The sequence below is a fragment of the Nocardiopsis dassonvillei subsp. dassonvillei DSM 43111 genome (genome assembly GCF_000092985.1).
Classification (GTDB): Bacteria; Actinomycetota; Actinomycetes; order Streptosporangiales; family Streptosporangiaceae; genus Nocardiopsis; species Nocardiopsis dassonvillei.
This window is the reverse complement of the sequence record NC_014210.1, coordinates 3,811,766-3,834,717: the sequence shown is the minus strand read 5'-3', so window position 1 is coordinate 3,834,717 and position 22,952 is coordinate 3,811,766. Positions and strand designations below refer to the sequence as shown.

The window sequence follows — 22,952 nt, the reverse complement described above, 5'->3', positions numbered from 1 at the left end:
CGGTCCGATCGGCGTGAGTTTCGGTGGGCCCCGGCGGTGGAGGTGGGTTGGTGGACGCGCAGACGGCGTACCGGCGCAGGTGGGGCGGGCTGGCTGTCCTCATCATCTGCCTGTTGGTGATCGTGGCCGACAACACGATCCTCAACGTGGCGCTGCGTGTGCTGTCCGACCCCGAGCGGGGCCTGGGCGCCAGCCAGTCGCAGCTGGCCTGGGCGATCAACTCCTACACTCTGGTCTTCGCGGGCCTGCTGTTCACCTTCGGCGTGCTCGGCGACCGGTGGGGGCGCCGCCGCATGATCGTGGTGGGGCTGACGGTGTTCGGCGCGGCCTCGGCGCTGTCGGCCTACTCCCAGACCCCCGAACAGCTCATCCTGGCCCGCGCGGTCATGGGGTTCGGCGCCTCCATGGTGACGCCGCAGACCCTGTCGATCATCGCGAACGTCTTCCCGCCCGAGCAGCGCGCACGCGCCATCGGGATCTGGGCGGGCGCGGTCGGGCTGGCGATGGCCATCGGACCCTCGGCGGGCGGGCTGCTGCTGGAGAACTTCTGGTGGGGGTCGATCTTCCTCGTCAACGTGCCCTTCGTGGCGCTGGGCCTGGCGCTGGTGTTCTTCCTGATCCCCGAGTCGCGCGACGCCGACCCCGGCAGGCTGGACGTGCTGGGGGTGCTGCTGTCCGTCCCCGGCCTGGTGCTGCTCATCTACGGCATCATCACCGCGGGCGAACGGGCCTCCCTGGCGGACTGGGACGTGTACGGCGCGCTCATCGGCGGTGTGGTGGTGCTGGTGCTCTTCCTGGTGCACGAGTCGCGCGCGCCCAACCCCTCCCTGGACGTGCGCTTCTTCCGCGACCCGCGGTTCAGCGTCTCCGTGGCCACCATCATGGTGCTGTTCTTCAGCATGTCCGGGATCATCTTCTTCCTGAGCTTCTACTGGCAGAGCGTCCGCGAGTTCTCCCCGTTCGTCGCGGGACTGCTGGTGCTGCCCGCCGCGCTGGGGCAGATGATCATGGCGCCGCTCAGCCCGACGCTCGTGCGCTGGGCGGGGCCGCGCGTGGTCGCCGCGGTCGGCGTGCTGGGCGTGTGCTCCAGCTTCCTCTTCTTCACCCAGCTCGAACCGGACACGCCGCTGCCGCTGATCGTCGGGTTCTTCTTCCTCCAGGCCGGTGCGATGGCCGTGGTCCTGACCCCCGCCACCGACGCGATCATGTCGTCGGTGCCGCCGGGCAGGGCCGGAGCCGCCTCCGCCGTGCAGAACACGGTCCGGCAGGTGGCCACGGCGATGGGCGTCGCGATCCTGGGCGCGGTCATCTCCTTCCGGTACCGGGCGGGGATCACCCCCACCCTGGAGGAGGTCGCCGACGAGGGCTCGACGGGTGTGACGGACCAGCGGCTGCGGTCGGCGGGGGAGTCGATCGAGGGCACCCTGGCGCTGGCCCGGAGCCTGGGGGAGCAGGGGAGGATCCTGGTGGAGCCCGCCAAGGAGGCGTTCATGTCGGGGCTGCACACGGCGGCGACGGTGTCGTTGTGTTTCGGGGTGGTCGGGCTGGTCGTGATCCTGATCTGGATGCCGCGCGAGACCGGGCGCCACCGGCCCCTGGACGCCGAGGGCGACGGCGGCCCCTCCGCGGGGACCGCGCCCGTCCCCGGCCGGGGGGAGCGGTGACCGGGACCGGTCCCCTACGTTGAACACATGCGCCTGACCGCCTTCACCGACGTCTCCCTGCGCCTGGTCATGCGGCTCGCGGTCGCGGACGAGGGAGAACTCCTCACTACCAGGGCCGTCGCCGGGATGCTCTCCGTGCCCTACACGCACATGGCCAAGGCCGTGGCGCGGCTGTCCGACATGGGGCTGGTGGAGGCGCGGCGCGGCCGCAACGGCGGACTGCTCCTGACCGAGAGCGGGCGGCGGGCCTCGGTCGGGTCGATCGTGCGCGAGCTGGAGGGCGCGGGTGAGCTCGCGGGGTGCGAGGACGATCCGCCCTGCCCGTTGCGTGCCGCCTGCCGCCTGCGCGGCGCCCTGCGCGAGGCGCACGAGGCGTTCTACACCTCGCTCGACGGCGTCACCGTGGAGTCCCTGGTGTCCCCGCCCGCGCGTGACGCGCTCACCCTGCTGCGCCCGTAGGGCCCGCGGCGGCGCTCCGTGGTCGTTTGCCCGTGGACGTCCGCCCGTGGTCGCCTGCCCGTGATCGTCCGCTCACGGGCGCACGGCCGGGCTCTGCCGGGGGCGGTTCTCTTCGCCGGACCGGTGGTCCTCCAGGCCGGTAGCCCGGTAGCCCGGAAGTCCGATGGCCCGGAAGTCCTCCAGGCTGCCCGCGCATGACCGTTCCCGCCTGGCCTCTTCGCGCGGGAACCACCCCGGAGGAGGGGGCCGTGAAGGCGGATTTAATATGCATTTCAGATACCAGTTTTTGCTCCGAGACACCCTCTCCGAAGTGAGGTCGCATGCTCTCCACCGAGTCAGCCGCCACCGTCCGGGCCACGGTCCCCGCCGTGGCCGGAGCCCTGGACACCATCACCGCCCGCTTCTACGACACGATGCTCGGCGAGCGCCCCGAACTCCTCGACGGCCTGTTCAACCGGGGCAACCAGGCCTCGGGCGAACAGCGCAGGGCCCTGGCCGGGTCGATCGCCGCCTTCGCCACCCTCCTCCTGGAGCACCCGGACGAGCGCCCCGACGTCCTCCTCTCCCGCATCGCCCACAAGCACGTCTCCCTCGGGGTCACCGAGGACCAGTACGTCATCGTGCACAAGTACCTCTTCGACGCCATCGCCTCCACTCTCGGGGACGCGGCCACCCCCGCCGTCGTCAGGGCCTGGGACGAGGTCTACTGGCTCATGGCCGGAGCCCTCATCGCCCTGGAGGCCCGCCTGTACGCCGAGCGCGGGCACACCGGGCGCGGGGTCTGGCGCCCCTGGCGGGTCACGCGGCGCCGGCAGGAGACCCCCGACACCGCCTCCCTCACCCTCCAACCCGAGGACGGCGACCCGCTCCCCGCCTTCCTGCCCGGCCAGTACGTCAGCGTTCGCACGCGCATGCCCGACGGGGTTCGCCAGGCCCGCCAGTACTCCCTGACCGGCGGGGACGGCGAGTCCCGCCGTATCACCGTCAAGCGCCTGCGCGCGGTCGGGACCGACCCGGCGGGGGAGGTCTCCACCCTGCTGCACGACACCGTCGTCCCGGGCGACGTCCTCATGGTCTCCACCCCCGCGGGTGACGTGACCCTGTCCGAGGGCGACCACCCCCTCGTGCTGGCCTCGGCCGGAATCGGCTGCACACCGATGGTGGCCATGCTGAACCGGCTCGCCGAACAGGGCAGCGACCGCAGGGTTGTGGTCCTGCACGCCGACCGCAGCCCGGGGGAGCACGCCCACCGTGAGGAGACCGCCGCCCTGGTCGGGGCGCTGCCCGGTGCGAGCGCCCGGACCTGGTACGAGAACGGTGTGGACGGGGGAGACGGCGTGGAGGCTGTCGAAGGCGAAGGCGAAGGCGAAGGCGAAGGCGAAGGCGAAGGCGAAGGCGGAGGCGGAGGCGGCGACGGCGCTGAGGGCGGTGGGTGCGTCGGGGACGTCGAGAGCGTCGGGGGTGCTGTCCGGGGGCTGATGGACCTGGACGGGGTGGACCTGCCCGAGGGCGCTGAGGTCTACCTGTGCGGGCCGCTGCCGTTCATGCGAAATGTGCGTGGCCAGCTGCTTGCCGCCGGGGTGCCCGCCCGCCGTATCCGCTACGAGGTGTTCGGCCCGGATCTGTGGCTGGGCGAGGACTGAGCGCCTGGGCGTGCTCTGAGGGGGCGGAGTGGAAGGGGAGTGGGCTGTTCCTGCTTCCTTTCGACGCTCAGGCCGCTGGTGGTGGCCGGGGTAGCGGCACCAGCTGCCGCGAAACGGTTCGGTTCGCTGTCAACGCCCGGGGTCGGGAGATGGTTGACCTCTGCTGCGGTGGCAGCGAAGGCGGCGGGTGTCTGGGGGCTCCGATCAACGCCCTGGTTGCGGGTGGTGGTCGAGGTAGCGGCGTCAGCTGCCGCGAGGTGGTGCGGGAGGGTGACCAACGGTTGGTGTTCGGGGGTGGTGGGGCTCTGCTGCGTCGGCACCAAAGGCGGCGGGTGTCTGGGGGCTCCGATCAACGCTCCACTCGCTGATGGTGGCCGGTGGTGGCGTCGCCAGCTGCCGCGAGGTGGTTTGGGAGGGCGATCAACGGTTGGTGTTCGAGGGTGGTGGGGCTTTGCTGCGTTGGCGCCAAAGGCAGAGGGCCCTCCGGCCTCGGGCAGCGGTACCGGCCCCCGGGGCGGGGGTGGGCGACGGTGGCAGCGACCACGGTGGGCGCGGGGCCCGGGCCGCCTGTCGGGCGCGGGCATGCCGGGGACCGGCACGACCCGGGAGTCATTCCCGGGGCGGTGGAACCGGAATCCTGTCGGGCGGATGATGCCGTTCCCGCTGTCGGTGTGTGCGCAGTTCGCGTTGGTACTTGGCCCGGTTGTGCGGCCCGCACAACGGTTGGAGATTGGCGACCACGGTGCGCCCTCCTCGGGAGAACGAGGTGACGTGGTCGGCCTGGCACAACGCCACCGGTACCTCACATCCGCCCGGGTGCGCGCAGGTGGCGTGTCCGTGGAAGGCGGCGGTGCGTTGGCGGGTTGAGGCCAGGCGGCGGCTGTGGCCCACATCCAACACCTGCCCGGTGGGCGGTGCGGTGAGCATCCGCACCACCTCAGAATCGGCGGCCAACTCGTGCACCAGCCCGACCGGAATCACTCGACCGTGCTCGTCCAACGCCGGAACCTCCTGGCCTTGGGCGTCCAGGTAGGTCTGCACGGGCACCACGATGCGGATCTGCGCCAACGGAGCCGGAGCGTTGCCGCATCCGGTGTGGGTGGTGGCAAAACGCAGCGCCGCGATGAGCGCGTCGTGCTCACGCTGGGACCGGGACCGGGTGTCACCTTCCCCGGGTGGGGTGGTGAAGGTGTCGATGGCCGCGCGCACGACCAACGCATCCCCACTGCCGCCCCAGGCCTGGAGTTGGTAGCTGCCCTGGAACGTGTCATGCACCGTCAGTCCGCGGGCGGCATGGGCGGTCTCGTGGTCGCGGTCCAGGCGGTGGGGGTCCAAACGGTAGGCGACCTGGCGGGCCACCGACTGGAGCTGGTTGACCGACAACGCGGGCCGCTCCGCCTTCGCGGCCACCAGGGCGGACTCAAACCCGTGCCGGTACTCCCCCTGATCGGGGAAATGCTGGGCGTCGCGGGTCTGGACGGCTTTGTCGGTGGCTTTGGCGATCGCGACCGCCTCACCCAACACCACCCTGCCCTCAGCTACTGCTTGGGCAGTGGCGGGCAGTGTCTCCTCGTGCACGTGCTGGGCCAGACGAGCCAGGTCCTTGGCCTGAGCGGTGGGCATCGTGCCGTGGTGCACCAACCACTTGTCCAGCGTGGAGTAGCCGCTGTAGCGGGCGACCTCACCGCGCGCGTACAGGCGCGCCATCTGCGTCAACGCCTGATACCGGATCTGGTCCAGCTGCGCCCACAGCGCCGCGATCTCCTCCGCGGCGGTCTCGTCGGCCCCGGGCGGGACTTCGGCGTTCAACGCTTGGTGGATGATCTCGCGCGCACCGGCCAGCGCGGCCACGGCCGGGGAACATTCCCCGGGGGCCACTTTGGGTGCTGCGATCATCATCTCCATACTTCTTATTATAGGCCAGCGCCCGCCATTTCTCCACTATTCACAGAGCGAATATGAAGTCTTTCTTTCTGGGGTCCGATCCTCATTGGTGCTCCATGTTTAAGCCAGGCTCAAAAGGTGTCCGAAAATGTGCCCTCGAAATAACCGATTGTCGTTGGTGCGATCGTTACCCGCGCTGACCGCAGGGTCCGGGGCTGTTGCCCGAGGCCGGAGGGCCTGCTTGCCGTTGGTGCCGACGCAGCAGAGCCCGACCATCCCTACACCCTGGGTGTTGGTCGCCCTCCGGTGGTCGCTCCCGCCTTTGGTGCCGCTGTTCGTCGGCCGCCCCCGCCCTCACCCGACGCGCACCGTTTTCCGCGGGCCATCCCACTTCGCGGTAGCTGGCGCGCTTTCGTTGCCGCCAGAAACCCCCGACAGGAAGGGCGTAGGGGAGAGACCTGAGGGCGGCCCCTCCCTGCCCTTCAATCCATTATCCTTATTGGTCGCCGAGTGTTTCAGGGCACACCAAAACCTCCGTGGGTGGGATCCCCCCTATTTCCAGGAAACCATCACCACGCCACCCACGACCACCCCCAACCCCCGCCTGTGGAAAACCGGGGATCACGGGCTGAGAGATATACCAACCGGTGGCTCCCAGGACTGTCCACACCTGCTCCGGACTCGCCCACACCTGCTCCGGGTCCGCCCACACCGGCTCCGCGGCCCTCCGCGCCCGCTCCTCTGCCCAAACCCGACCCGCGGCGTGGGTCAGGACGGCGGCCCGGACACGTCGTCCACAGGGGTCTGCGAGTGTCGCGGGAAAGTCGTAGGCTCAGGAGTCACCACCTGTCCACCGACCCTCCTGGGGGCACCCGAGCCATGGCCGACTCCTTCGCCCATCTGCACGTCCACACCGAGTACTCGATGCTCGACGGGGCCGCCAAACTCAAGCCCCTGTTCAAGGAGGCGGCGCGGCTGGGCATGCCCGCGGTCGCGATGACCGACCACGGCAACATGTTCGGGGCCTACGAGTTCTACCAGCAGTCCAAGGGCACCGGCGTCACCCCGATCATCGGCATCGAGGCCTACGTCGCACCCGAGTCGCGCTTCCACAAGAAGCGGGTCTTCTGGGGGCGGTCCAGCGGCTCCGACGACGCCTCGGCGGAGGGCGGCAAGGACATCTCCGGCGGCGGCCGCTACCTGCACATGACGATGCTGGCGCAGAACGAGAAGGGCCTGCGCAACCTGTTCCGGATGTCCTCGCTGGCGTCCATGGAGGGCTACTACATGAAGCCCCGCATGGACCTGGAGCTCATGTCGGAGTACAGCGAGGGCATCATCGTCTCCACCGGCTGCCCCTCGGGCGGTGTGCAGACGCGGCTGCGGCTGGGCCAGGAGAAGGAGGCCGTCGCCTACGCGGCCGGGCTCCAGGACATCTTCGGCAAGGAGAACGTCTTCCTGGAGCTGATGGACCACGGCGTGCCCATCGAGAAGGAGGTCCGCGACGGCCTGCTCAGGGTCGGCCGCGAGCTGGACATCCCGCCGCTGGTGACCAACGACTCCCACTACGTGTACGAGTCCCAGGCCTCGGCGCACGACGCGCTGCTGGCGGTGGGCGTGGGCAAGAACCTGGACGACCCCACCCGGTTCCGGTTCAACGGGTCGGGCTACTACCTCAAGTCCGCCGAGGAGATGCGCGGCATCCTCAACTTCGAGGAGTGGGAGCAGGGGTGCAGGAACACCCTGCTGGTGGCCGAGCGCATCGACCCGGGCGCCTACGACGCGGTGTTCGCCCACCGCGACCTGATGCCGGTCTTCCCCGTGCCCGAGGGGGAGACCCAGGCCTCCTGGCTGGCCAAGGAGGTCGAGCGGCTCCTGCCCACCCGCTACCCGGACGGGATCAACGGCGAGATCCGCCAGCGGGTCGACTTCGAGCTCGGCATCATCAACGAGATGGGTTTCCCCGCCTACTTCCTCGTGGTCGCCGACATCTGCCAGTACGCGCGCAAGAACGGCATCGCGCTGGGCCCGGGGCGAGGCTCGGCGGCGGGGTCGATGATCGCCTACGTCCTGGGCATCACCGACCTGGACCCGCTGGAGCACGGGCTGCTGTTCGAGCGGTTCCTCAACCCCGAGCGCGTCACCATGCCCGATGTCGACCTGGACTTCGACGAGCGTCGGCGCGGGGAGATGATCGAGTACGTCACCCGCCTGTACGGCGCCGAGCGCGTCGCGCAGATCCTGACCTTCGGCACCATCAAGGCCAAGGCCGCGGTCAAGGACTCCACGCGCATCCTGGGCATGCCCTACTCGGTGGGCGACCAGATCACCAAGGCCTTCCCCGCCGCGGTCGGCGGCAAGGAGATCCCGCTGGAGGCGGTGACCAACACCGAGCACGAGCGCTACGGCGAGACCACCGAGCTGCGCAACCTCATCGACAACGACGCGCAGGTCGCCAAGGTGATGGAGACCGCGCGCGGTATCGAGGGCCTGACCCGCGGTACGGGTGTGCACGCCGCGGGCGTCATCCTGTCCAAGGAACCCCTGCTCGACGTCATCCCGCTGCACAAGCGCGACACCGACGGCGCCATCATCACGGGCTTTCCCTACCCTCAGTGCGAGGACATGGGCCTGCTCAAGATGGACTTCCTGGGCCTGCGCAACCTCACGATCATGGACGACGCGGTCAAGTCCATCAAGGAGGCCGAGGGGATCGACATCGACCTCGGCAAGCTCCCCCTGGACGACAGGAAGACCTACCAGCTCCTCTCGCGCGGCGACACCCTGGGCGTGTTCCAGCTGGACGGCGGCGCGATGCGCAACCTGCTCAAGCGCATGGAGCCCAAGAAGTTCGGCGACATCGCGGCCGTGCTGTCGCTGTACCGGCCCGGTCCGATGGCCGCGAACGCGCACAACGACTACGCCGACCGCTCGAACGGCCGCCAGGAGGTCACTCCGATCCACCCGGAGCTCAAGGACGCTCTGGAGCCGATCCTGGGGGAGACCTTCCACCTGCTCGTCTACCAGGAGCAGATCATGGCCATCGCGCAGCAGCTGGCCGGGTACACCCTGGGCGGCGCCGACCTGATGCGCCGCGCGATGGGCAAGAAGAAGAAGGAGGCCCTGGAGGAGGAGGAGGCCAAGTTCTTCCCCGGGGCCGAGGCGCGCGGCTTCTCCAAGGAGGCCACGCAGGCGCTGTGGGACGTCATGCTGCCCTTCGCCGGGTACGCGTTCAACAAGTCGCACGCCGCCGGGTACGCCCTGGTCTCCTACTGGACCGCCTACCTCAAGGCCAACCACCCCGCCGCCTACATGGCCGCGCTGCTGACCTCGGTCAGCGACGACAAGGACAAGATGGCGGTCTACCTGGCCGAGTGCCGGACCCAGGGCATCAAGGTGCTGCCCCCCGACGTCAACGAGTCGGGTCTGCGCTTCACCCCGGTGGGCAAGGACATCCGCTTCGGCATGGGCGCGGTGCGCAACGTCGGCGCCAACGTCGTCAACTCGATCATCAGGACCCGCACGGAGAAGGGCAAGTTCAGCTCCTTCACCGACTTCCTGTCCAAGATCGAGCTGGCGGCCTGCAACAAGCGCGTCATCGAGTCGCTGATCAAGGCGGGCGGCTTCGACTCGCTCGGCCAGCCCCGCCGTGAGCTGTACCGCCACCACGAGACGGCGGTGGACGGCATGATCAGCTCCAAGAAGCAGGAGGCGCACGGCCAGTTCGACCTGTTCGGCGGCGGTGACGACGGCGACTCCACCCCCATCGGCCTCAACATCAACTGGGGCGACGAGGAGTGGGACCGCAAGACCAAGCTGGCCTTCGAACGGGAGATGCTGGGCCTGTACGTCTCCAGCCACCCGCTGGCCGGTGCCGAGCGGGTGCTGGCCCGCTCACGCGACACCTCCATCGCCCAGATCGTGGCGGGCGAGATGGCCCGCGAACGCGGTGAGGTGCGCATCTCCGGCCTGATCTCCAAGGTGGACAAGCGCACCAACAAGGCGGGCAACCAGTGGGCGATCGCCACGGTCGAGGACCTGGACGCCTCGATGGAGGTGCTGTTCTTCCCCAAGACCTATCCGCTGTACGTGCAGGCCCTGCTGGAGGACACCGCGGTCACCGTCAAGGGCAGGCTCAACGACCGGGACGGCACGTGGTCGATGTTCGCCTCGGAGATGTCGATCCTGGACATCTCGCACGTCACCGAGGGGGAGCCCCCGGTGCTGCTGACGGTCGCGGAGGAGCGCCTCACCCCCGAGCTGGTCGGCGACCTGCGCCAGGTGCTGGCCACGCACAAGGGGGACACCCCCGTGCGGATCCGGGTGGACAACCCGGTCCGGTCGCGGGTCTACGCCGTGGACCGCTACTCGGTGCGGATCTCCCCGGAGTTCAACGGTGAGGTCAAGAGCCTGCTGGGGGCCTTCGCGGTCGACTACTGACCAGCGCCGCAAGTCCCCGCGGTCCCCGCGCGCCCTCGGGCGAGCGGGGGCCTTTTTCGTGCCCGCTCTTGCCAGGACGAAGTAAGCGATATATCTTTGAGCTATCAGAACAGAGCAGGACAGTCGCTCTGTATCGCACGATCTCCAGGAGGACGACATCATGAGCGCCATGGCGATTCCCGGCCCCTGGTCCTGGGAGGCGCGCGGACCGCGCCGTCCGCGCCTTCCCTGGAGCCGCCAGCCGGAGGAGGAACGGCACGGACACCCCGGGCACCCGGGCCACCGCGGTCCGCGAGGCGGCGGACGGTTCGCATTCGGCCCGCCCGGCCCGCCTCCGCCCCCCGAGCCTCCGATGGGGCCGGGACGGCCGCCCTGGGGAGGAGGGCCCTTCGGCCCCGACCACCCCTTCGGCGGGTTCGGCCCCGGCGGATTCGGGCCGGGCGGGGGGTTCGGCCCGGGAGGCGGCCCCGGCGGCCGACGCCGGGGCGGGCACCGCGCCAAGCGGGGCGACGTGCGTACCGGCATCCTGATGCTGCTCGCGGAGGAGCCGCGCAGCGGCTACGAGATCATCCGCGAGGGCCGCGAGCGCAGCGGCGGCATGTGGCGGCCCAGCCCGGGCTCGGTCTACCCCATGCTCCAGCAGTTGGAGGACGAGGGCCTGGTCGTCCAGGAGGAGGGCGAGGGGCGCCGCCGCCCCTACCGGCTCACCGAGGAGGGCATCGCCCACCTGGAGGAGCACGGCGCCGGGCTCACCCCGCCCTGGGAGGCGGTCGCCGACGCCTACGCCGACAGCCGGTCCCGGTACGAGGAGGTCGCGGCCCTGGCCCACCAGCTCACCGCGGCCGCGGCGCAGGTCGCCCAGGCGGGCAGCGCCGACCAGCTGGAGCGGGCCAAACGGCTCCTGGCCGAGACCCGGCGCAACCTCTACCTCATCCTCGCCGAGGAGGAGGCGGCCGACGGCGCCTCCGCCGCGGAGGAGGACGACGAGGACTGAGGCGGCGGGCGCCGACCGGTGACGGCTGCGACGCAGGGGTGCCCGGGGACGCGAGCGCGTCCCCGGGCACCCCTGTCTGTTCGCGCCCCTGTTCGTCGGCGCCCTTGTTCGTCGGGGCCTCCGCCTGTCAGCGCCCCAGCCGGTCGGTGTCCCGGTGCGTCGGTGCCTCGGCCCGAGGGAGCGCGTCTTTCGTCCCGGGGCCCCTGTCACCGACCCGCGGACCTACTCGCCCGTGGTTCCGTCGGCGAGTTCGCGCAGGACGTCCAGGTGGCCGTTGTGGCGGGCGGTCTCCTCGACCATGTGCACCAGCACCCACCGCAGCGTGGTGTGCCCCTCGCCGCGGTGCGCGCGCCGCGAGCCCGAACCCAGTTCCAGCCGGGCGGTGATCTCCCGGGAACGGGCGCACTGGGCCTCGTACTCCTCCAGGAGTCGGGCCAGGGGGACCTCCGCGCCCCGGCGCCACTCGGCGTCGGGATCCTCCGGGGTGGCGTAGCCCTCGTCGGGCAGCCCCAGCAGGATCACCTCGAACCAGGCGTGCTCCACCCAGCGCAGATGGGAGACGATCGCGCCCACGCTCATCAGCGGGGACGTCGGCAGGGGGGTGGCGGTGGCGTGTTCGGGGGACAGACCGGCGCACTTGGCGTGGACCGTGGCGCGGTGCCAGTCCAGCCAACTGGTGAGCATGGTGCGCTCGTCGGCGGCCTTGGGCGGGTCGACACGCTGGAGGCCGGGGACGGCCAGAGGGCTGTTCTTGTCATTCATGCCGGTATTCTCCGTTCCGGCTATGCCCCGTATCCACTGGTTTTCCGCAGGCCGGGACGGGGCGCGGGAGAGTGGGGGAGATGGCGGACCGCAACCGGGGGGAGAGGTCGGCGCCGACACGCCGGCTGGTCGTGGGGGCGTGCGTCCTGGGGGTCCTGCTCCTGCTGGGCGCTGTCCTGGGGCCGCTGTGGTGGGGTCTGGCACCGCGCGCGGAGGGCACCGCGCTGGGCGGGGGCGAGGTCTTCACCGGAACCACCGAGGACGTGTTCGCGGGCGAGGGCTGGTTCGCCCTCATCACCGCCCTCACCGGGCTGGTCGCGGGCTACACCGCCTACATGGCCCAGTTCCCGCTGTCGCGCCGCCGCTTCCAGGACCTGCGCATGGTCTGCCTGGTCGCGGGCTTCCTCGGCTCGCTGGGCGGGGCCGTGCTCACCTGGCGCATCGGTGTGGCCCTGGACGGCCCGGCGCACGCCGCCGTCGAGGCGGCCGAGCCCGGCGCCACCGTCCAGACCGGGCTCCAGCTCGACGCGACCGCCTTCCTGCTGATCTGGCCCCTGGTGTTCGTGCTCCAGTACGGGCTGCTCGACGCGATCAGCTTCGTGCGCCGCGACCTGCCCGGCGTGCCCCGGCAGGTGTTCGCGCGGCGGGACCCGGAGGCCGAGGAGCACGCCGAGCCCGCGGCGCCGGTCGGCCCCGGCCCGGACCCGGGTCCGGCGGTCCGCCCGGCCCCCGGTGAGCCGGTCCCGGCCGAGCACGACCAGGCGGGGCCGGAGGACCCCCGCGGCCGACCCTGACCCGGCCTCCCGTCCTCAGAACCGGTGGACGGTCTCCTCGTACATGCCGTCGAGCAGGTCGCGGTACTTGTCCTCGACCGCCCGCCGCCGCATCTTCAGGCTGGGCGTCATCTCGCCCTCCTCGACCGTCAGGTCGCTCGGCAGGATCGCGAACCTCTTCACGGTCTCGTGCCGGGGCAGACCACGGTTGAGCTCGTCGACGGCCTCCTGCACCATCTCCCGGACCCTGGGCTCCCGCGTCAGGCCCGTGTAGTCGAGGTGGCCCAGTCCGTGCTCCGCCGCCCACGCGTCGATCGCCTCGGGGTCCAGGGCCACCAGCGCCACGCAGTAGGGGCGCCGGTCGCCGTGCACGACCAGGTTGCTGACGTAGGGGCACAGCGCCTTGAAGCGGCTCTCGATGCTCTGGGGCGCCACGTACTTGCCGCCGGAGGTCTTGATCAGCTCCTTCTTGCGGTCGGTGATGCGCAGGCGGCCGTTCTCCAGGGCGCCGATGTCCCCGGTGGCGAACCAGCCCTCCGCGGTGAGCACCTCCTCCGTGGCGCCGGAGAGGTTGTGGTAGCCGCGCATCACGCCGCCGCCCCGGATGAGGATCTCGCCGTCCTCGGCGATGCGCACCTCGGTACCGGGCATGGGCAGTCCGACCGTGCCGAACCGCACGTCGCCGGGCCGGTTGACGAACGTCCCGGCGCTGGTCTCGGTGAGCCCGTAACCCTCCAGGATGACGATCCCGGCGCCGTAGAAGAACCGGCCGATCTCGGGGGACAGCGGCGCGCTGCCGGAGATGAAGAACTTCAGCCGCTCCCCGAAGCGCGCCCGCAGCCTGGCGAACACGAGCCTGTCGGCGGCCCGGTGCTGCGCGGCGAGCAGGCCCGTGGGTTCGCGGCCCTCCTCCCTGAGCCGGGCGACCCGGTCGCCCACCCCCGCGGCCCACCGGAAGATCCGGTACCTGGCCGCGCCGCCCTCCCGGGCCTGCATGACCACGCGGTTGTACACCTTCTCGAAGATGCGCGGGGCGGCGGCCATGAAGGTGGGCCGCACGACGGCCAGGTTGTCCACGATCCGGTCGGGGCGGCCGTCCACGGCGGTCCGGAAGCCGATCCGCAGCTGGCTGACCTGCATGAGCTTTCCGAACACGTGCGACAGCGGCAGCCACAGGTACTGGACGTCGTCGGGGCCCATCAGGTCCCAGCCCTGCGCGCGCAGCTCGGTGTCCAGGTCCGCCATGGCCTGGGACTCGTAGAGCCAGTTCGCGTGGTCCAGCCGCACGCCCTTGGGTCTGCCCGTGGTGCCGGAGGTGTAGATCAGCGTGGCCAGGTGGTCGGGTGCGACCGCCGCGACCAGCGCCTCGAACAGGTCGGGGTCCTGGGCGTGGAGTTCGGCGCCCCGGGCGGCCAGCTCCTCCAGGGACATCACCCAGTCGTCGTCGCCCCCGGCCGCGCCCTCGAAGGCGATCACCCGCGACAGCCCCGGCATCCGCGCGCGCTGGTCGACCAGCTTGGCGACCTGCTCGTCGTTCTCGGCGAAGGCCACCATGCTGCCCGAGTCGGAGACGATGAAGGCGCAGTCGGGCGGGGTGGAGGAGGGGTAGACGGTGGTGGAGGCTCCGCCCGCGCACAGCACGGCCATGTCGGCGAGGATCCACTCCACGCGTGTGCTGGAGACGATCGCGCACCGGGCCTGGGGGGTCACGCCCAGGTCGTGCAGGCCCAGCGCGATGTCGCGCACCCGGTCGCGGGTCTGGGACCAGGTGAGGGTCTCCCACTTCTCGGGGGCGCCGGACGCGCCGGGAAGGGGGTAGCTGAACGCCTCGGAGTCGGGGGACTCGGCGACGCGGGAGAGGAACATACCGGGGACGGAGGAAAAGGGGGATGAAGTGTTACCCATGTCACGAAACTACCCCTGGGTAGGTAACCCGGCAACAGCCCGTGCACGCCCCCGGAAACGGTCCCCGTCGGGGGTCAGGAGGCGCCGATGGGCGCGGTGACCGCCTCGGTGAGCGTGATCAGGTCACGGGGATTGAGCTCCATCTGCAGACCCCGCCGCCCGGCCGAGACGTAGACGGTGGGCAGTTCGGTGACCGACGCGTCGATCACGGTGCGCAGGCGCTTGCGCTGGCCCAGGGGGCTGATCCCGCCGCGCACGTACCCGGTGGCCTTCTCGGCCAGTGCCGCGTCGGCCATGGCGGCCCTCTTGCCGCCGACCGCGGCGGCCAGCGCCTTGAGGTCGAGCGTGGTGCTGACGGGCACCACCCCGACGGTGAGCTGTCCGTCCACCTCGGCGATCAGGGTCTTGAAGACGTGCTCGTGGGGGACGCCGAGCGCGTCGGCCGCGTCGGTGCCGTAGGAGTGCCCGTCCGAGGAGCCATCCACCTCGTAGGGGTGCAGCGTGTACGTGGTCTTGGTCCGTCCGGCGGCCACGGTCGCGGGTGTGGCTTTTGCGCTCATTGAGTACCTGGTTCCTTCTCCGCGCGCGAACGCGCTGGTGCGGGCGTCGCAACAGCCCGGGTCGGGCCCCGGGCACGCCGCACCGGTTCGCACAGCAGGCTAGGCCAACACGGGGCCGGGTCGCGCGCAGGCGTGCGGGGAAAGCCGGTGTTTCCTCCGTTGGACACCGGTATCGGGTCCTTCGACCAGGAAAGGGGCCGGCGAACGCGCCGCGCGGCCCCCTAGTTGAACGACACGCCGTTGTTGAGGAAGGGGCCCGCGGGGAGGTTGGGCAGGGTGGGGGCGGCCACGATGCGGTTCTCCCGGCGCAGGAAGCGGGCGGTCACGGCCAGCCGGGTCGCGGCGTCCTCGGCCTCCAGCATCCGCTGCTTCTCCGCCTGGTCCAGGACCGCGGCCGCGGCCACCGCGTAGGACAGCGCGATGGGGTCCTTGGGCAGCTCGGGCGAGGCGTCCGGCGACATCCCGATCGAGGCCAGGCGCTGGGAGTAGGTCCCGAACAGATCGCGCACGCGCTCGGCGTGCTCCTCCGCGTCCGGGCCGGTCGGCTCGGGCAGGAAGGACACCGACGCGGTCGAGTACTCCTCGGGGGAGGAGGCGTCCACCTGCGACAGGTCGGTGATGGAGAACCGCGCGCCGCCCTCGACGACCAGGTCGTAGCGGCCGTCCTCGTAGGTGCGCACGTCGCGCACCAGGGCGGTGCACCCGGTCGCGCTGATCCGGGGCAGCGAGGTGCCCGGTCCTCCCGTGGTGGGCGTCCCGGTGTCGGCGCCGCCGGAGCCCTGGCCGGACTCGGAGGCCACCTCCTGGCCCAGCTCGATCCACACGACGCCGAACCGGAGCGGGCCCCGGCCGCGCCCGCCCTCGTCCCCCTGGGCGAAGTCGGGCCCGAGCAGCTCCGCGACCAGGCGGCGGTAGCGCCGCTCGAAGACGTGCAGGGGAACGGTCATACCGGGGAACAGCACGGTGTTCAACGGGAAGATCGGCAGGGCCAAGGGCATGGTTCCAGTATGCCCCTCATGCCGGGAACGCGAGCGCCGAAACCGGCGGCGCGTCCCCGGCCGGTCCCGGCCCCGAGGCCCGCGGGCGCCCGGGGTCCGGGTCACGGGGTCAGGAGACCGACGGGCCGGCGGTGCCGGGCGCGCCCTGGCTGCCGCTGTCCTCGCTGGGCATGTCCCGGGCGACGAAGTCCTCCACGTGGAACAGGTTGCCGTTGGCGCGGTCCACCACGTTGAGGAGGGTCGACATCTTGGCGACCTCCTCGGTCTGCTCCTGGATGAACCACTGGAGGAACTGCTCGCCGGTGTAGTCGTCCTCGTCCCGGGCGACCTTGGCCAGGCGCTGGAACTGGTCGGTCACCTCGCGCTCCTGGCGAAGGGCCAGGGCGACCAGGTCCCGGGGCACGGCGAAATCGGTCTCGATCTCGTCCACGCCCGGAAGGGAGAACGGGACGTCGGTGTCCAGGAGGAACCGCACGATCATCATCGCGTGGTCGCGCTCCTCCAGGGACTGCTCGTAGAAGACCCGCGCCAGCTGGGGCAGGTCGTGGTCGTCGAACCAGGCGGCGATGGCCACGTACTGGTGGGAGGCCGTGAACTCGTGCCGCACCTGGTCGACGAGGAGCCGGTGGAACTTGGAAAGGCCGATATCGCTGCTCTTGTTCGAAGTCATGAGTACACGATAACGCATGGAAAAGCATTTCGCGACATTTATCAGTGTGACTCGAATTTCTTAGGCAAGCCTTTCTGAAGGTTAATAAGGTTAGGTGTCCCAAACTTAGGCCGCACTTATTCGGGCGTAACGCGTTCCACCCCGTCGGCGCCCTCCCGGGCCGGCGCGTACCCGCCGGTGGCGCGTGTGGCGTCCATCATCCGGACGGCGCCGCCCACCGAATGGGCACTTCCCCCTAGACTGGGACCGTGATCAGTCGAATCGACCTCCGAGGCACCCAAGGCGACCCGCGTCAGGCCCTTCCGCGCGCGGAACTGGACGTGGCGGCCGCCGCCGAGCGCGTACGCCCCCTGTGCGAGGACGTGCGCCATCGCGGTGTCGAGGCCCTGGTCGAACTCACCGAGCGCTTCGACGGCGTCAGACTGACCGACATCCGCGTGCCCAAGGACGCGATCGAGGCCGCCCTGGACGGCCTCGACCCCGCCGTGCGCGCCGCGCTGGAGGAGTCCATCCGCCGCGCCCGCGCGGTCCACCGCGACCAGCGCCGCACCGACCACACCACCCGCGTCGTGCCCGGGGGCACCGTCACCGAGAGGTGGATCCCCGTCGACCGCGTCGGCCTCTACGTGCCGGGCGGCCGGGCCGTCTACCCCTCCAGCGTCGTCATGAACGTCGTCCCCGCCCAGGAGGCGGGGGTGCGCTCCCTGGCGGTCACCTCGCCGCCCCAGAGCGCCTTCGGCGGGCTGCCCCACCCGACCATCCTCGCCGCCTGCGCCCTGCTCGGCGTCGACGAGGTCTACGCCGTCGGGGGCGCCCAGGCGATCGCCATGTTCGCCTACGGCGCGGGCCCCTGCGAGCGCGCCGACATGGTCACCGGCCCCGGCAACATCTGGGTGGCCGCGGCCAAACGCCTGCTCAAGGGCGTCATCGGCATCGACGCCGAGGCCGGTCCCACCGAGATCGCGATCCTCGCCGACGCCACCGCCAACCCCGACTACGTCGCCGCCGACCTGATCAGCCAGGCCGAGCACGACGTCGTCGCCGCCTCCGTCCTGGTCACCCCGGACGAGGCGCTCGCCGAGGCGGTCACCGACCGCCTCGCCGCCCGCGTGGCCGCCACCAAGCACGGCGACCGCGTCCGCGAGGCCCTGTCCGGCCCGCAGTCCGGCATCGTCCTGGTCGACGACCTCGACCACGGCCTCGCCGTCGTCAACGCCTACGCCGCCGAGCACCTGGAGGTCATGACCGCCGACGCCGCCGCGTGTGCCGCGCGCGTGCGCAACGCGGGCGCGATCTTCGTCGGCGACTTCTCGCCGGTCTCCCTGGGCGACTACGCGGCCGGGTCCAACCACGTGCTGCCCACCGGAGGCTGCGCCTGCCACACCGGCGGCCTGAGCGTGCAGACCTTCCTACGCGGCGTGCACGTGGTCGAGTACGACCGCGAGGCGCTGACCGACGTCGCCCACCACGTCATCGCCCTGGCCAACGCCGAGGACCTGCCCGCGCACGGCGAGGCCGTCGCCGCGCGCACGGACCCGGCCTGAGCCCGAAGGCCACCCGCCCGGCGGGAACCCGGGCGCGCGGGCCCCGCGGCCGCACCGGCCGCGACCCGCACGCCCCGCCCGCCTCCGACCGACCATGAGCGTGCAACCGTGAGCTTCACCCTGAACGACCTGCCCCTGCGCGACGACCTGCGCGGCCGCTCGCCCTACGGCGCGCCGCAGCTGGACGTGCCCGTGGTGCTCAACACCAACGAGAACCCGCACCCGCCCTCGGCGCGCCTGGCCAAGGCGCTGGCCGAGGCGGTCGCCGACACCGCCCTGGGCCTCAACCGCTACCCCGACCGGGACGCGGTCCGCCTGCGCGAGGGCCTGGCCGCCTATCTCGGCCACGGCCTGACCGCCGACCAGGTGTGGGCGGCCAACGGCTCCAACGAGGTCCTCCAGCAGATCCTCCAGGCCTTCGGCGGCCCCGGCCGGTCCGCCATGGGCTTCGAGCCGTCCTACTCCATGCACCCGATCATCTCCCGGGGCACCGGCACCGCCTGGGTGTCCGTGCCGCGCGGAGCCGACTTCCGCGTCGACGTGGACGCCGCCCTGGCCGCCATCGCCGAGCACCAGCCCAGCGTCGTCTTCCTCACCTCGCCCAACAACCCCACCGGCACCGCCCTGGACCTGGCCGACACGGAGCGCGTCCTGGCCGCGGCCCCCGGCGTCGTGGTCGTGGACGAGGCCTACGCCGAGTTCCGCCGCGAGGGCACGCCCAGCGCGCTGAGCCTGCTGTCCGACCACCCCAGGCTCGTCGTCTCGCGCACCATGTCCAAGGCCTTCGCCCTGGCCGGGGCGCGCGTGGGCTACCTGGCCGCCCACCCGGCCGTGGTCGAGGCCCTCCAGCTGGTCCGCCTGCCCTACCACCTGTCCGCCGTCACCCAGACGGTCGCGCTCACCGCGCTCGACCACGCCGACGAACTCCTCGCCGCCGTCGCCGACCTGCGCGCCGAACGCGACTCCCTGGTCTCCTGGCTGCGCGGGCACGGCTTCTCGGTCGCCGAGTCCGACGCCAACTTCGTCCTGTTCGGCGAGTTCGAGGACCGCAGCCGCGTCTGGCAGGACATGCTCGACCAGCAGGTCCTCATCCGCGAGACCGGCCCGCCCGGGTGGCTGCGCGTCAGCGTCGGAACCCCGCAGGAGATGGCCGCCTTCCGCCGGGCCCTGCTCAGCGCCACCGGACGCTGAGCCGTGCCCGCCGACCCCGAGACCGCCGCCGGGCCCGGCCCGGCCGGGCCCCGCACCCACCGCACCGAGCGAGGAAGTCCCACCACCATGAGCCGCACCGGACGCGTCGAGCGCACCACCAAGGAAACCAAGGTCCTGGTCGAGATCGACCTGGACGGCACCGGCGTCGCCGACGTCTCCACCGGCGTCGGCTTCTTCGACCACATGCTCGACCAGCTCGCCAAGCACGGCCTGTTCGACCTGACCGTGCGCACCGAGGGCGACCTGCACATCGACTCCCACCACACCATGGAGGACACCGCCCTGGCCCTGGGCGCGGCCTTCCGCGAGGCCCTGGGCGACAAGCGCGGCATCCGCCGCTTCGCCGACGCCAAGGTGCCCCTGGACGAGGCCCTGGCCGAGGTCACCGTCGACGTCTCCGGCCGCCCCTACCTGGTGCACAGCGAGCCCGAGGGCATGGCCCCGCTGATCGGCCGCGACTACGACACCACCATGACCCGCCACATCCTGGAGTCGTTCGTGGCCCAGGCCCGCGTCGCCCTGCACGTGCGCGTGCCCTACGGCCGCAACGCCCACCACATCGTCGAGTGCCAGTTCAAGGCGCTGGCCCGCGCCCTGCGCGCGGCCACCGAGGACGACCCGCGCGTCAGCGGCATCCCGTCCACCAAGGGCGCCCTGTAGATGGACGGATACCTGTGGGGGATCGCCCTCATCGTGCTCGGGGGCTTCCTCGCCGGGGGCGCGTACGCCCTGTGGAGGGTCAACCGGCCCCTCGCCGTCGTCCTGGCCGGATGCACGGCGCTCGCGCTGGCCTCCGGCGTACTGCGCCTGGACTACTTCTGAAGGGGAAGGGCAGCACCATGCCGTCACGAGTGGTCGTCTTCGACTACGGCTCCGGCAACCTGCGCTCGGCGCAGCGCGCGATGGAGCGCACCGGAGCCGACGTCACCGTCACCTCCGACCCGCACGCCGCCCTCGACGCGGACGGCCTCGTCGTCCCGGGCGTGGGCGCGTTCAGCGCCTGCATGTCCAGCCTCCGGGCCGCGGGCGGCGACCGGATCATCGGCAGGCGCGTGGCCGGGGGCCGCCCGGTCCTGGGCATCTGCGTGGGGATGCAGGTGCTCTTCGACCGGGGGGTGGAGCGCGCCGACTCCGACGCCGAGGCGGGGGAGGAGGTCACCGAGGGCTGCGGCGAGTGGCCCGGCACGGTGGACCGCCTGCGCGCACCGGTCGTTCCGCACATGGGCTGGAACACCGTCCGCCCGCCCGAGGACACCCGGCTCTTCGCCGGGATCGGCCCCGAGGACCGCTTCTACTTCGTGCACTCCTACGCCGTGCGCGAGTGGGAGTTCACGCCCACCAACGAGCGCATCCCGGCGCCCGGGGTGACCTGGGCCGAGCACGGCGAGCCGTTCGTGGCCGCCGTCGAGAACGGACCCCTGTGGGCCACCCAGTTCCACCCGGAGAAGTCCGGCGACACGGGCGCCCGCATCCTGGCCAACTGGGTGGACACCCTCTGACCGGTGTCCGCCGCGCCCGGCCCGCCACCGCTCCCGAAGACCTTCCGACCGACGAGAACGAGATGACTCCATGACCGGCGAGACCACCACCCCCGTACTCGAACTGCTGCCCGCCGTGGACGTGGCGGGCGGCCAGGCCGTCCAGCTCGTCCAGGGCAAGGCGGGCTCCGGCGGGCAGTACGGCGACCCCTTCGAGGCGGCCCTGGCCTGGCAGTCCGCCGGTGCCGAGTGGATCCACCTGGTGGACCTGGACGCCGCGTTCGGCCGCGGCCACAACCGCGACCTGCTGCGCGACATCGTGGGCCGCCTCGACGTCAAGGTCGAGATGTCCGGCGGCATCCGCGACGACGAGTCGCTGGCCGCCGCCCTGTCCACCGGGTGCAGGCGGGTCAACATCGGCACCGCGGCCCTGGAGAACCCGGAGTGGTGCGCCAGGATCATCGCCGAGCACGGCGACCGGATCGCGATCGGCCTGGACGTGCGCGGCACCACCCTGGCCGCGCGCGGCTGGACCCGCGACGGCGGCGACCTCATGCAGACCCTGGAGCGCCTGGAGTCGGAGGGCTGCGCCCGCTACGTCGTCACCGACGTCCAGAAGGACGGCACCCTCAAGGGCCCCAACCTGGACCTGCTGCGCACCGTGTGCGAGCGCACCGACAAGCCGGTGGTGGCCAGCGGAGGCGTCTCCAGCCTGGAGGACCTGCGGGCGATCGCCACGCTGGTGCCGCTGGGAGTGGAGGGCGCCATCATGGGAACCGCGCTGTACGAGGGCGCCTTCACCCTGGAGGACGCCCTGGCCACGGTGCGCGAGTCCGGGAGCGTGCGGCCGTGAGCGTGTCGGTGCGCGTCATCCCCTGCCTGGACGTGGACGCCGGGCGGGTGGTCAAGGGCGTCAACTTCGAGAACCTGCGCGACGCGGGCGACCCGGTGGAGCTGGCGGGCACCTACGACGCCGACGGCGCCGACGAGCTCACCTTCCTCGACGTCACCGCCTCCAGCGGCGACCGCGAGACCACCTACGACGTGGTGCGCCGCACCGCCGACCAGGTGTTCATCCCGCTGACCGTGGGCGGCGGGGTGCGCACCCCCGACGACGTGGACCGGCTGCTGCGCGCGGGCGCGGACAAGGTGGGCGTCAACACCGCCGCCATCGCCCGGCCCGAACTCATCAGGGAGATCGCCGAGCGCTTCGGCCGCCAGGTGCTGGTGCTCTCCGCCGACGTGCGCCGGGTGCGCGAGGACGGGCGGCCGACCCCGAGCGGGTTCGAGGTCACCACGCACGGCGGGCGCCGCAGCGCCGGGGTCGACGCCCTGGAGTGGTGCGAGCGCGCGGCCGAGCTGGGGGCGGGGGAGATCCTGCTCAACTCGATGGACGCCGACGGCACCCGGTCGGGCTTCGACCTGGAGCTGATCCGGGCGGTGCGCTCACGGGTGGAGGTGCCGCTGATCGCCTCCGGCGGCGCGGGCGCGGTGGAGCACTTCGCCCCGGCCGTGGCGGCGGGAGCGGACGCGGTGCTGGCCGCGACGGTCTTCCACTTCGGGCAGTTCACCATCGCCGACGTCAAGAAGAGCCTGCGCGAGGCGGGCCACCCCGTCCGCTGAGCGGCGCGGGGCCCGGCCCCGGCCGCTTGCAGGCACAAGGCCTCCGCGCGCACGCGAGCGCGCGGGGGCCTTCCGCGTGTCCGGCCCGCTCGTGTCCGAGCCCCCGTGTTCCGCGGCCCCGCCTCCGGCCGGAACCCGGTCCCGCCCCGTGGCCCGGTACACGCGCACACCGTCGAATCGGTTGGCGCATGTGCTGAGAAAACAGGACAAGGACAGAGAACTATGTCCTTTTGGTGGCATTGGCGTGCATTTTGTGAACGTGGCGCGGGTCTCACACATCGAACAGTGTGTAACACCCAACCACTCCGCAGCACCGACCACAGGGACCCCAGGGGAAAGGAAC

Annotated in this window: 19 protein-coding genes; 13 read left to right on the top strand and 6 right to left on the bottom strand. The window is 71.6% G+C overall.

Annotation, left to right across the window (positions count from 1 at the left end; all coding sequences use genetic code 11):
* Positions 1-47: 47 nt before the first annotated feature.
* The 3 genes from NDAS_RS15830 (at position 48) to NDAS_RS15820 (ending at position 3,766) form a co-directional block, all read left to right on the top strand.
* Positions 48-1,664, top strand: a complete 1,617-nt coding sequence (locus NDAS_RS15830) for an MFS transporter (RefSeq protein WP_013154219.1) — start codon at positions 48-50, stop codon at positions 1,662-1,664.
* A gap of 27 nt (positions 1,665-1,691) precedes the next feature.
* Positions 1,692-2,123: an RrF2 family transcriptional regulator gene (locus NDAS_RS15825; RefSeq protein ID WP_013154218.1), complete on the top strand. Its 432-nt coding sequence runs from the start codon at positions 1,692-1,694 to the stop codon at positions 2,121-2,123.
* 320 nt (positions 2,124-2,443) lie between these two features.
* On the top strand, positions 2,444-3,766 hold the full coding sequence (locus tag NDAS_RS15820) for a globin domain-containing protein (protein ID WP_013154217.1): 1,323 nt from the start codon (positions 2,444-2,446) through the stop codon (positions 3,764-3,766).
* Positions 3,767-4,375: 609 nt separating this feature from the next.
* Here the strand turns inward: NDAS_RS15820 and NDAS_RS15815 are convergent.
* The gene (locus NDAS_RS15815; RefSeq protein WP_013154216.1) at positions 4,376-5,662 is read right to left on the bottom strand and encodes an HNH endonuclease signature motif containing protein; all 1,287 of its coding nucleotides are present in this window, start codon (positions 5,660-5,662) and stop codon (positions 4,376-4,378) included.
* An 867-nt stretch (positions 5,663-6,529) separates the two neighbouring features.
* On the opposite strand from NDAS_RS15815, the gene dnaE reads away from it, so the two are divergent.
* Positions 6,530-10,090, top strand: a complete 3,561-nt coding sequence (gene dnaE, locus NDAS_RS15810; protein WP_013154215.1) for a DNA polymerase III subunit alpha — start codon at positions 6,530-6,532, stop codon at positions 10,088-10,090.
* A 160-nt stretch (positions 10,091-10,250) separates the two neighbouring features.
* Positions 10,251-11,084 (top strand): PadR family transcriptional regulator, encoded by an 834-nt coding sequence (locus NDAS_RS15805; protein WP_013154214.1) that lies wholly within the window; start codon positions 10,251-10,253, stop codon positions 11,082-11,084.
* Between the two features lie 222 nt (positions 11,085-11,306).
* On the opposite strand, the gene NDAS_RS15800 is transcribed toward NDAS_RS15805, so the two are convergent.
* Complete coding sequence (locus NDAS_RS15800) at positions 11,307-11,846, bottom strand: DinB family protein (protein WP_013154213.1); 540 nt, start codon at positions 11,844-11,846, stop codon at positions 11,307-11,309.
* A gap of 80 nt (positions 11,847-11,926) precedes the next feature.
* On the opposite strand from NDAS_RS15800, the gene NDAS_RS15795 reads away from it, so the two are divergent.
* A complete protein-coding gene (locus NDAS_RS15795) occupies positions 11,927-12,640 on the top strand; it encodes a hypothetical protein (protein WP_013154212.1) in 714 nt (237 codons plus the stop codon).
* Between the two features lie 15 nt (positions 12,641-12,655).
* Here NDAS_RS15795 and NDAS_RS15790 read toward each other — a convergent pair whose 3' ends face one another.
* The 4 genes from NDAS_RS15790 to NDAS_RS15775 all read right to left on the bottom strand — a co-directional run bounded on the left by NDAS_RS15790 (position 12,656) and on the right by NDAS_RS15775 (position 16,752).
* Positions 12,656-14,524 (bottom strand): AMP-dependent synthetase/ligase, encoded by a 1,869-nt coding sequence (locus tag NDAS_RS15790; RefSeq protein WP_013154211.1) that lies wholly within the window; start codon positions 14,522-14,524, stop codon positions 12,656-12,658.
* A 74-nt stretch (positions 14,525-14,598) separates the two neighbouring features.
* Positions 14,599-15,084 carry a Cys-tRNA(Pro) deacylase gene (gene ybaK, locus NDAS_RS15785; protein ID WP_013154210.1) on the bottom strand — a complete coding sequence of 162 codons (486 nt, stop codon included), beginning with the start codon at positions 15,082-15,084 and terminating at the stop codon, positions 14,599-14,601.
* Positions 15,085-15,305: 221 nt separating this feature from the next.
* Positions 15,306-16,082 carry an LON peptidase substrate-binding domain-containing protein gene (locus tag NDAS_RS15780; RefSeq protein WP_013154209.1) on the bottom strand — a complete coding sequence of 259 codons (777 nt, stop codon included), beginning with the start codon at positions 16,080-16,082 and terminating at the stop codon, positions 15,306-15,308.
* 109 nt (positions 16,083-16,191) lie between these two features.
* A complete protein-coding gene (locus NDAS_RS15775; RefSeq protein WP_019610981.1) occupies positions 16,192-16,752 on the bottom strand; it encodes a ferritin in 561 nt (186 codons plus the stop codon).
* A 248-nt stretch (positions 16,753-17,000) separates the two neighbouring features.
* Here NDAS_RS15775 and hisD point away from each other — a divergent pair, with 248 nt between their 5' ends.
* The 7 genes from hisD (at position 17,001) to hisF (ending at position 22,609) form a co-directional block, all read left to right on the top strand.
* The gene (gene hisD / locus NDAS_RS15770; protein ID WP_013154207.1) at positions 17,001-18,296 is read left to right on the top strand and encodes a histidinol dehydrogenase; all 1,296 of its coding nucleotides are present in this window, start codon (positions 17,001-17,003) and stop codon (positions 18,294-18,296) included.
* A gap of 108 nt (positions 18,297-18,404) precedes the next feature.
* Positions 18,405-19,487, top strand: coding sequence for a histidinol-phosphate transaminase (locus tag NDAS_RS15765; RefSeq protein WP_013154206.1), 1,083 nt, complete (start codon positions 18,405-18,407; stop codon positions 19,485-19,487).
* An 87-nt stretch (positions 19,488-19,574) separates the two neighbouring features.
* Positions 19,575-20,168 (top strand): imidazoleglycerol-phosphate dehydratase HisB, encoded by a 594-nt coding sequence (gene hisB, locus NDAS_RS15760; RefSeq protein WP_026338663.1) that lies wholly within the window; start codon positions 19,575-19,577, stop codon positions 20,166-20,168.
* Positions 20,169-20,330 carry a hypothetical protein gene (locus tag NDAS_RS28935; RefSeq protein WP_013154204.1) on the top strand — a complete coding sequence of 54 codons (162 nt, stop codon included), beginning with the start codon at positions 20,169-20,171 and terminating at the stop codon, positions 20,328-20,330. It begins immediately after the preceding gene.
* A 17-nt stretch (positions 20,331-20,347) separates the two neighbouring features.
* The gene (gene hisH, locus NDAS_RS15750) at positions 20,348-21,007 is read left to right on the top strand and encodes an imidazole glycerol phosphate synthase subunit HisH (protein WP_013154203.1); all 660 of its coding nucleotides are present in this window, start codon (positions 20,348-20,350) and stop codon (positions 21,005-21,007) included.
* A 70-nt stretch (positions 21,008-21,077) separates the two neighbouring features.
* Complete coding sequence (gene priA, locus NDAS_RS15745; RefSeq protein WP_013154202.1) at positions 21,078-21,839, top strand: bifunctional 1-(5-phosphoribosyl)-5-((5-phosphoribosylamino)methylideneamino)imidazole-4-carboxamide isomerase/phosphoribosylanthranilate isomerase PriA; 762 nt, start codon at positions 21,078-21,080, stop codon at positions 21,837-21,839.
* Entirely contained in the window at positions 21,836-22,609 is a 774-nt protein-coding gene (gene hisF / locus NDAS_RS15740; protein WP_013154201.1) for an imidazole glycerol phosphate synthase subunit HisF, read from the top strand. The genes priA and hisF overlap by 4 nt, the downstream gene beginning before the upstream one ends.
* The last annotated feature ends 343 nt before the right edge of the window (positions 22,610-22,952 follow it).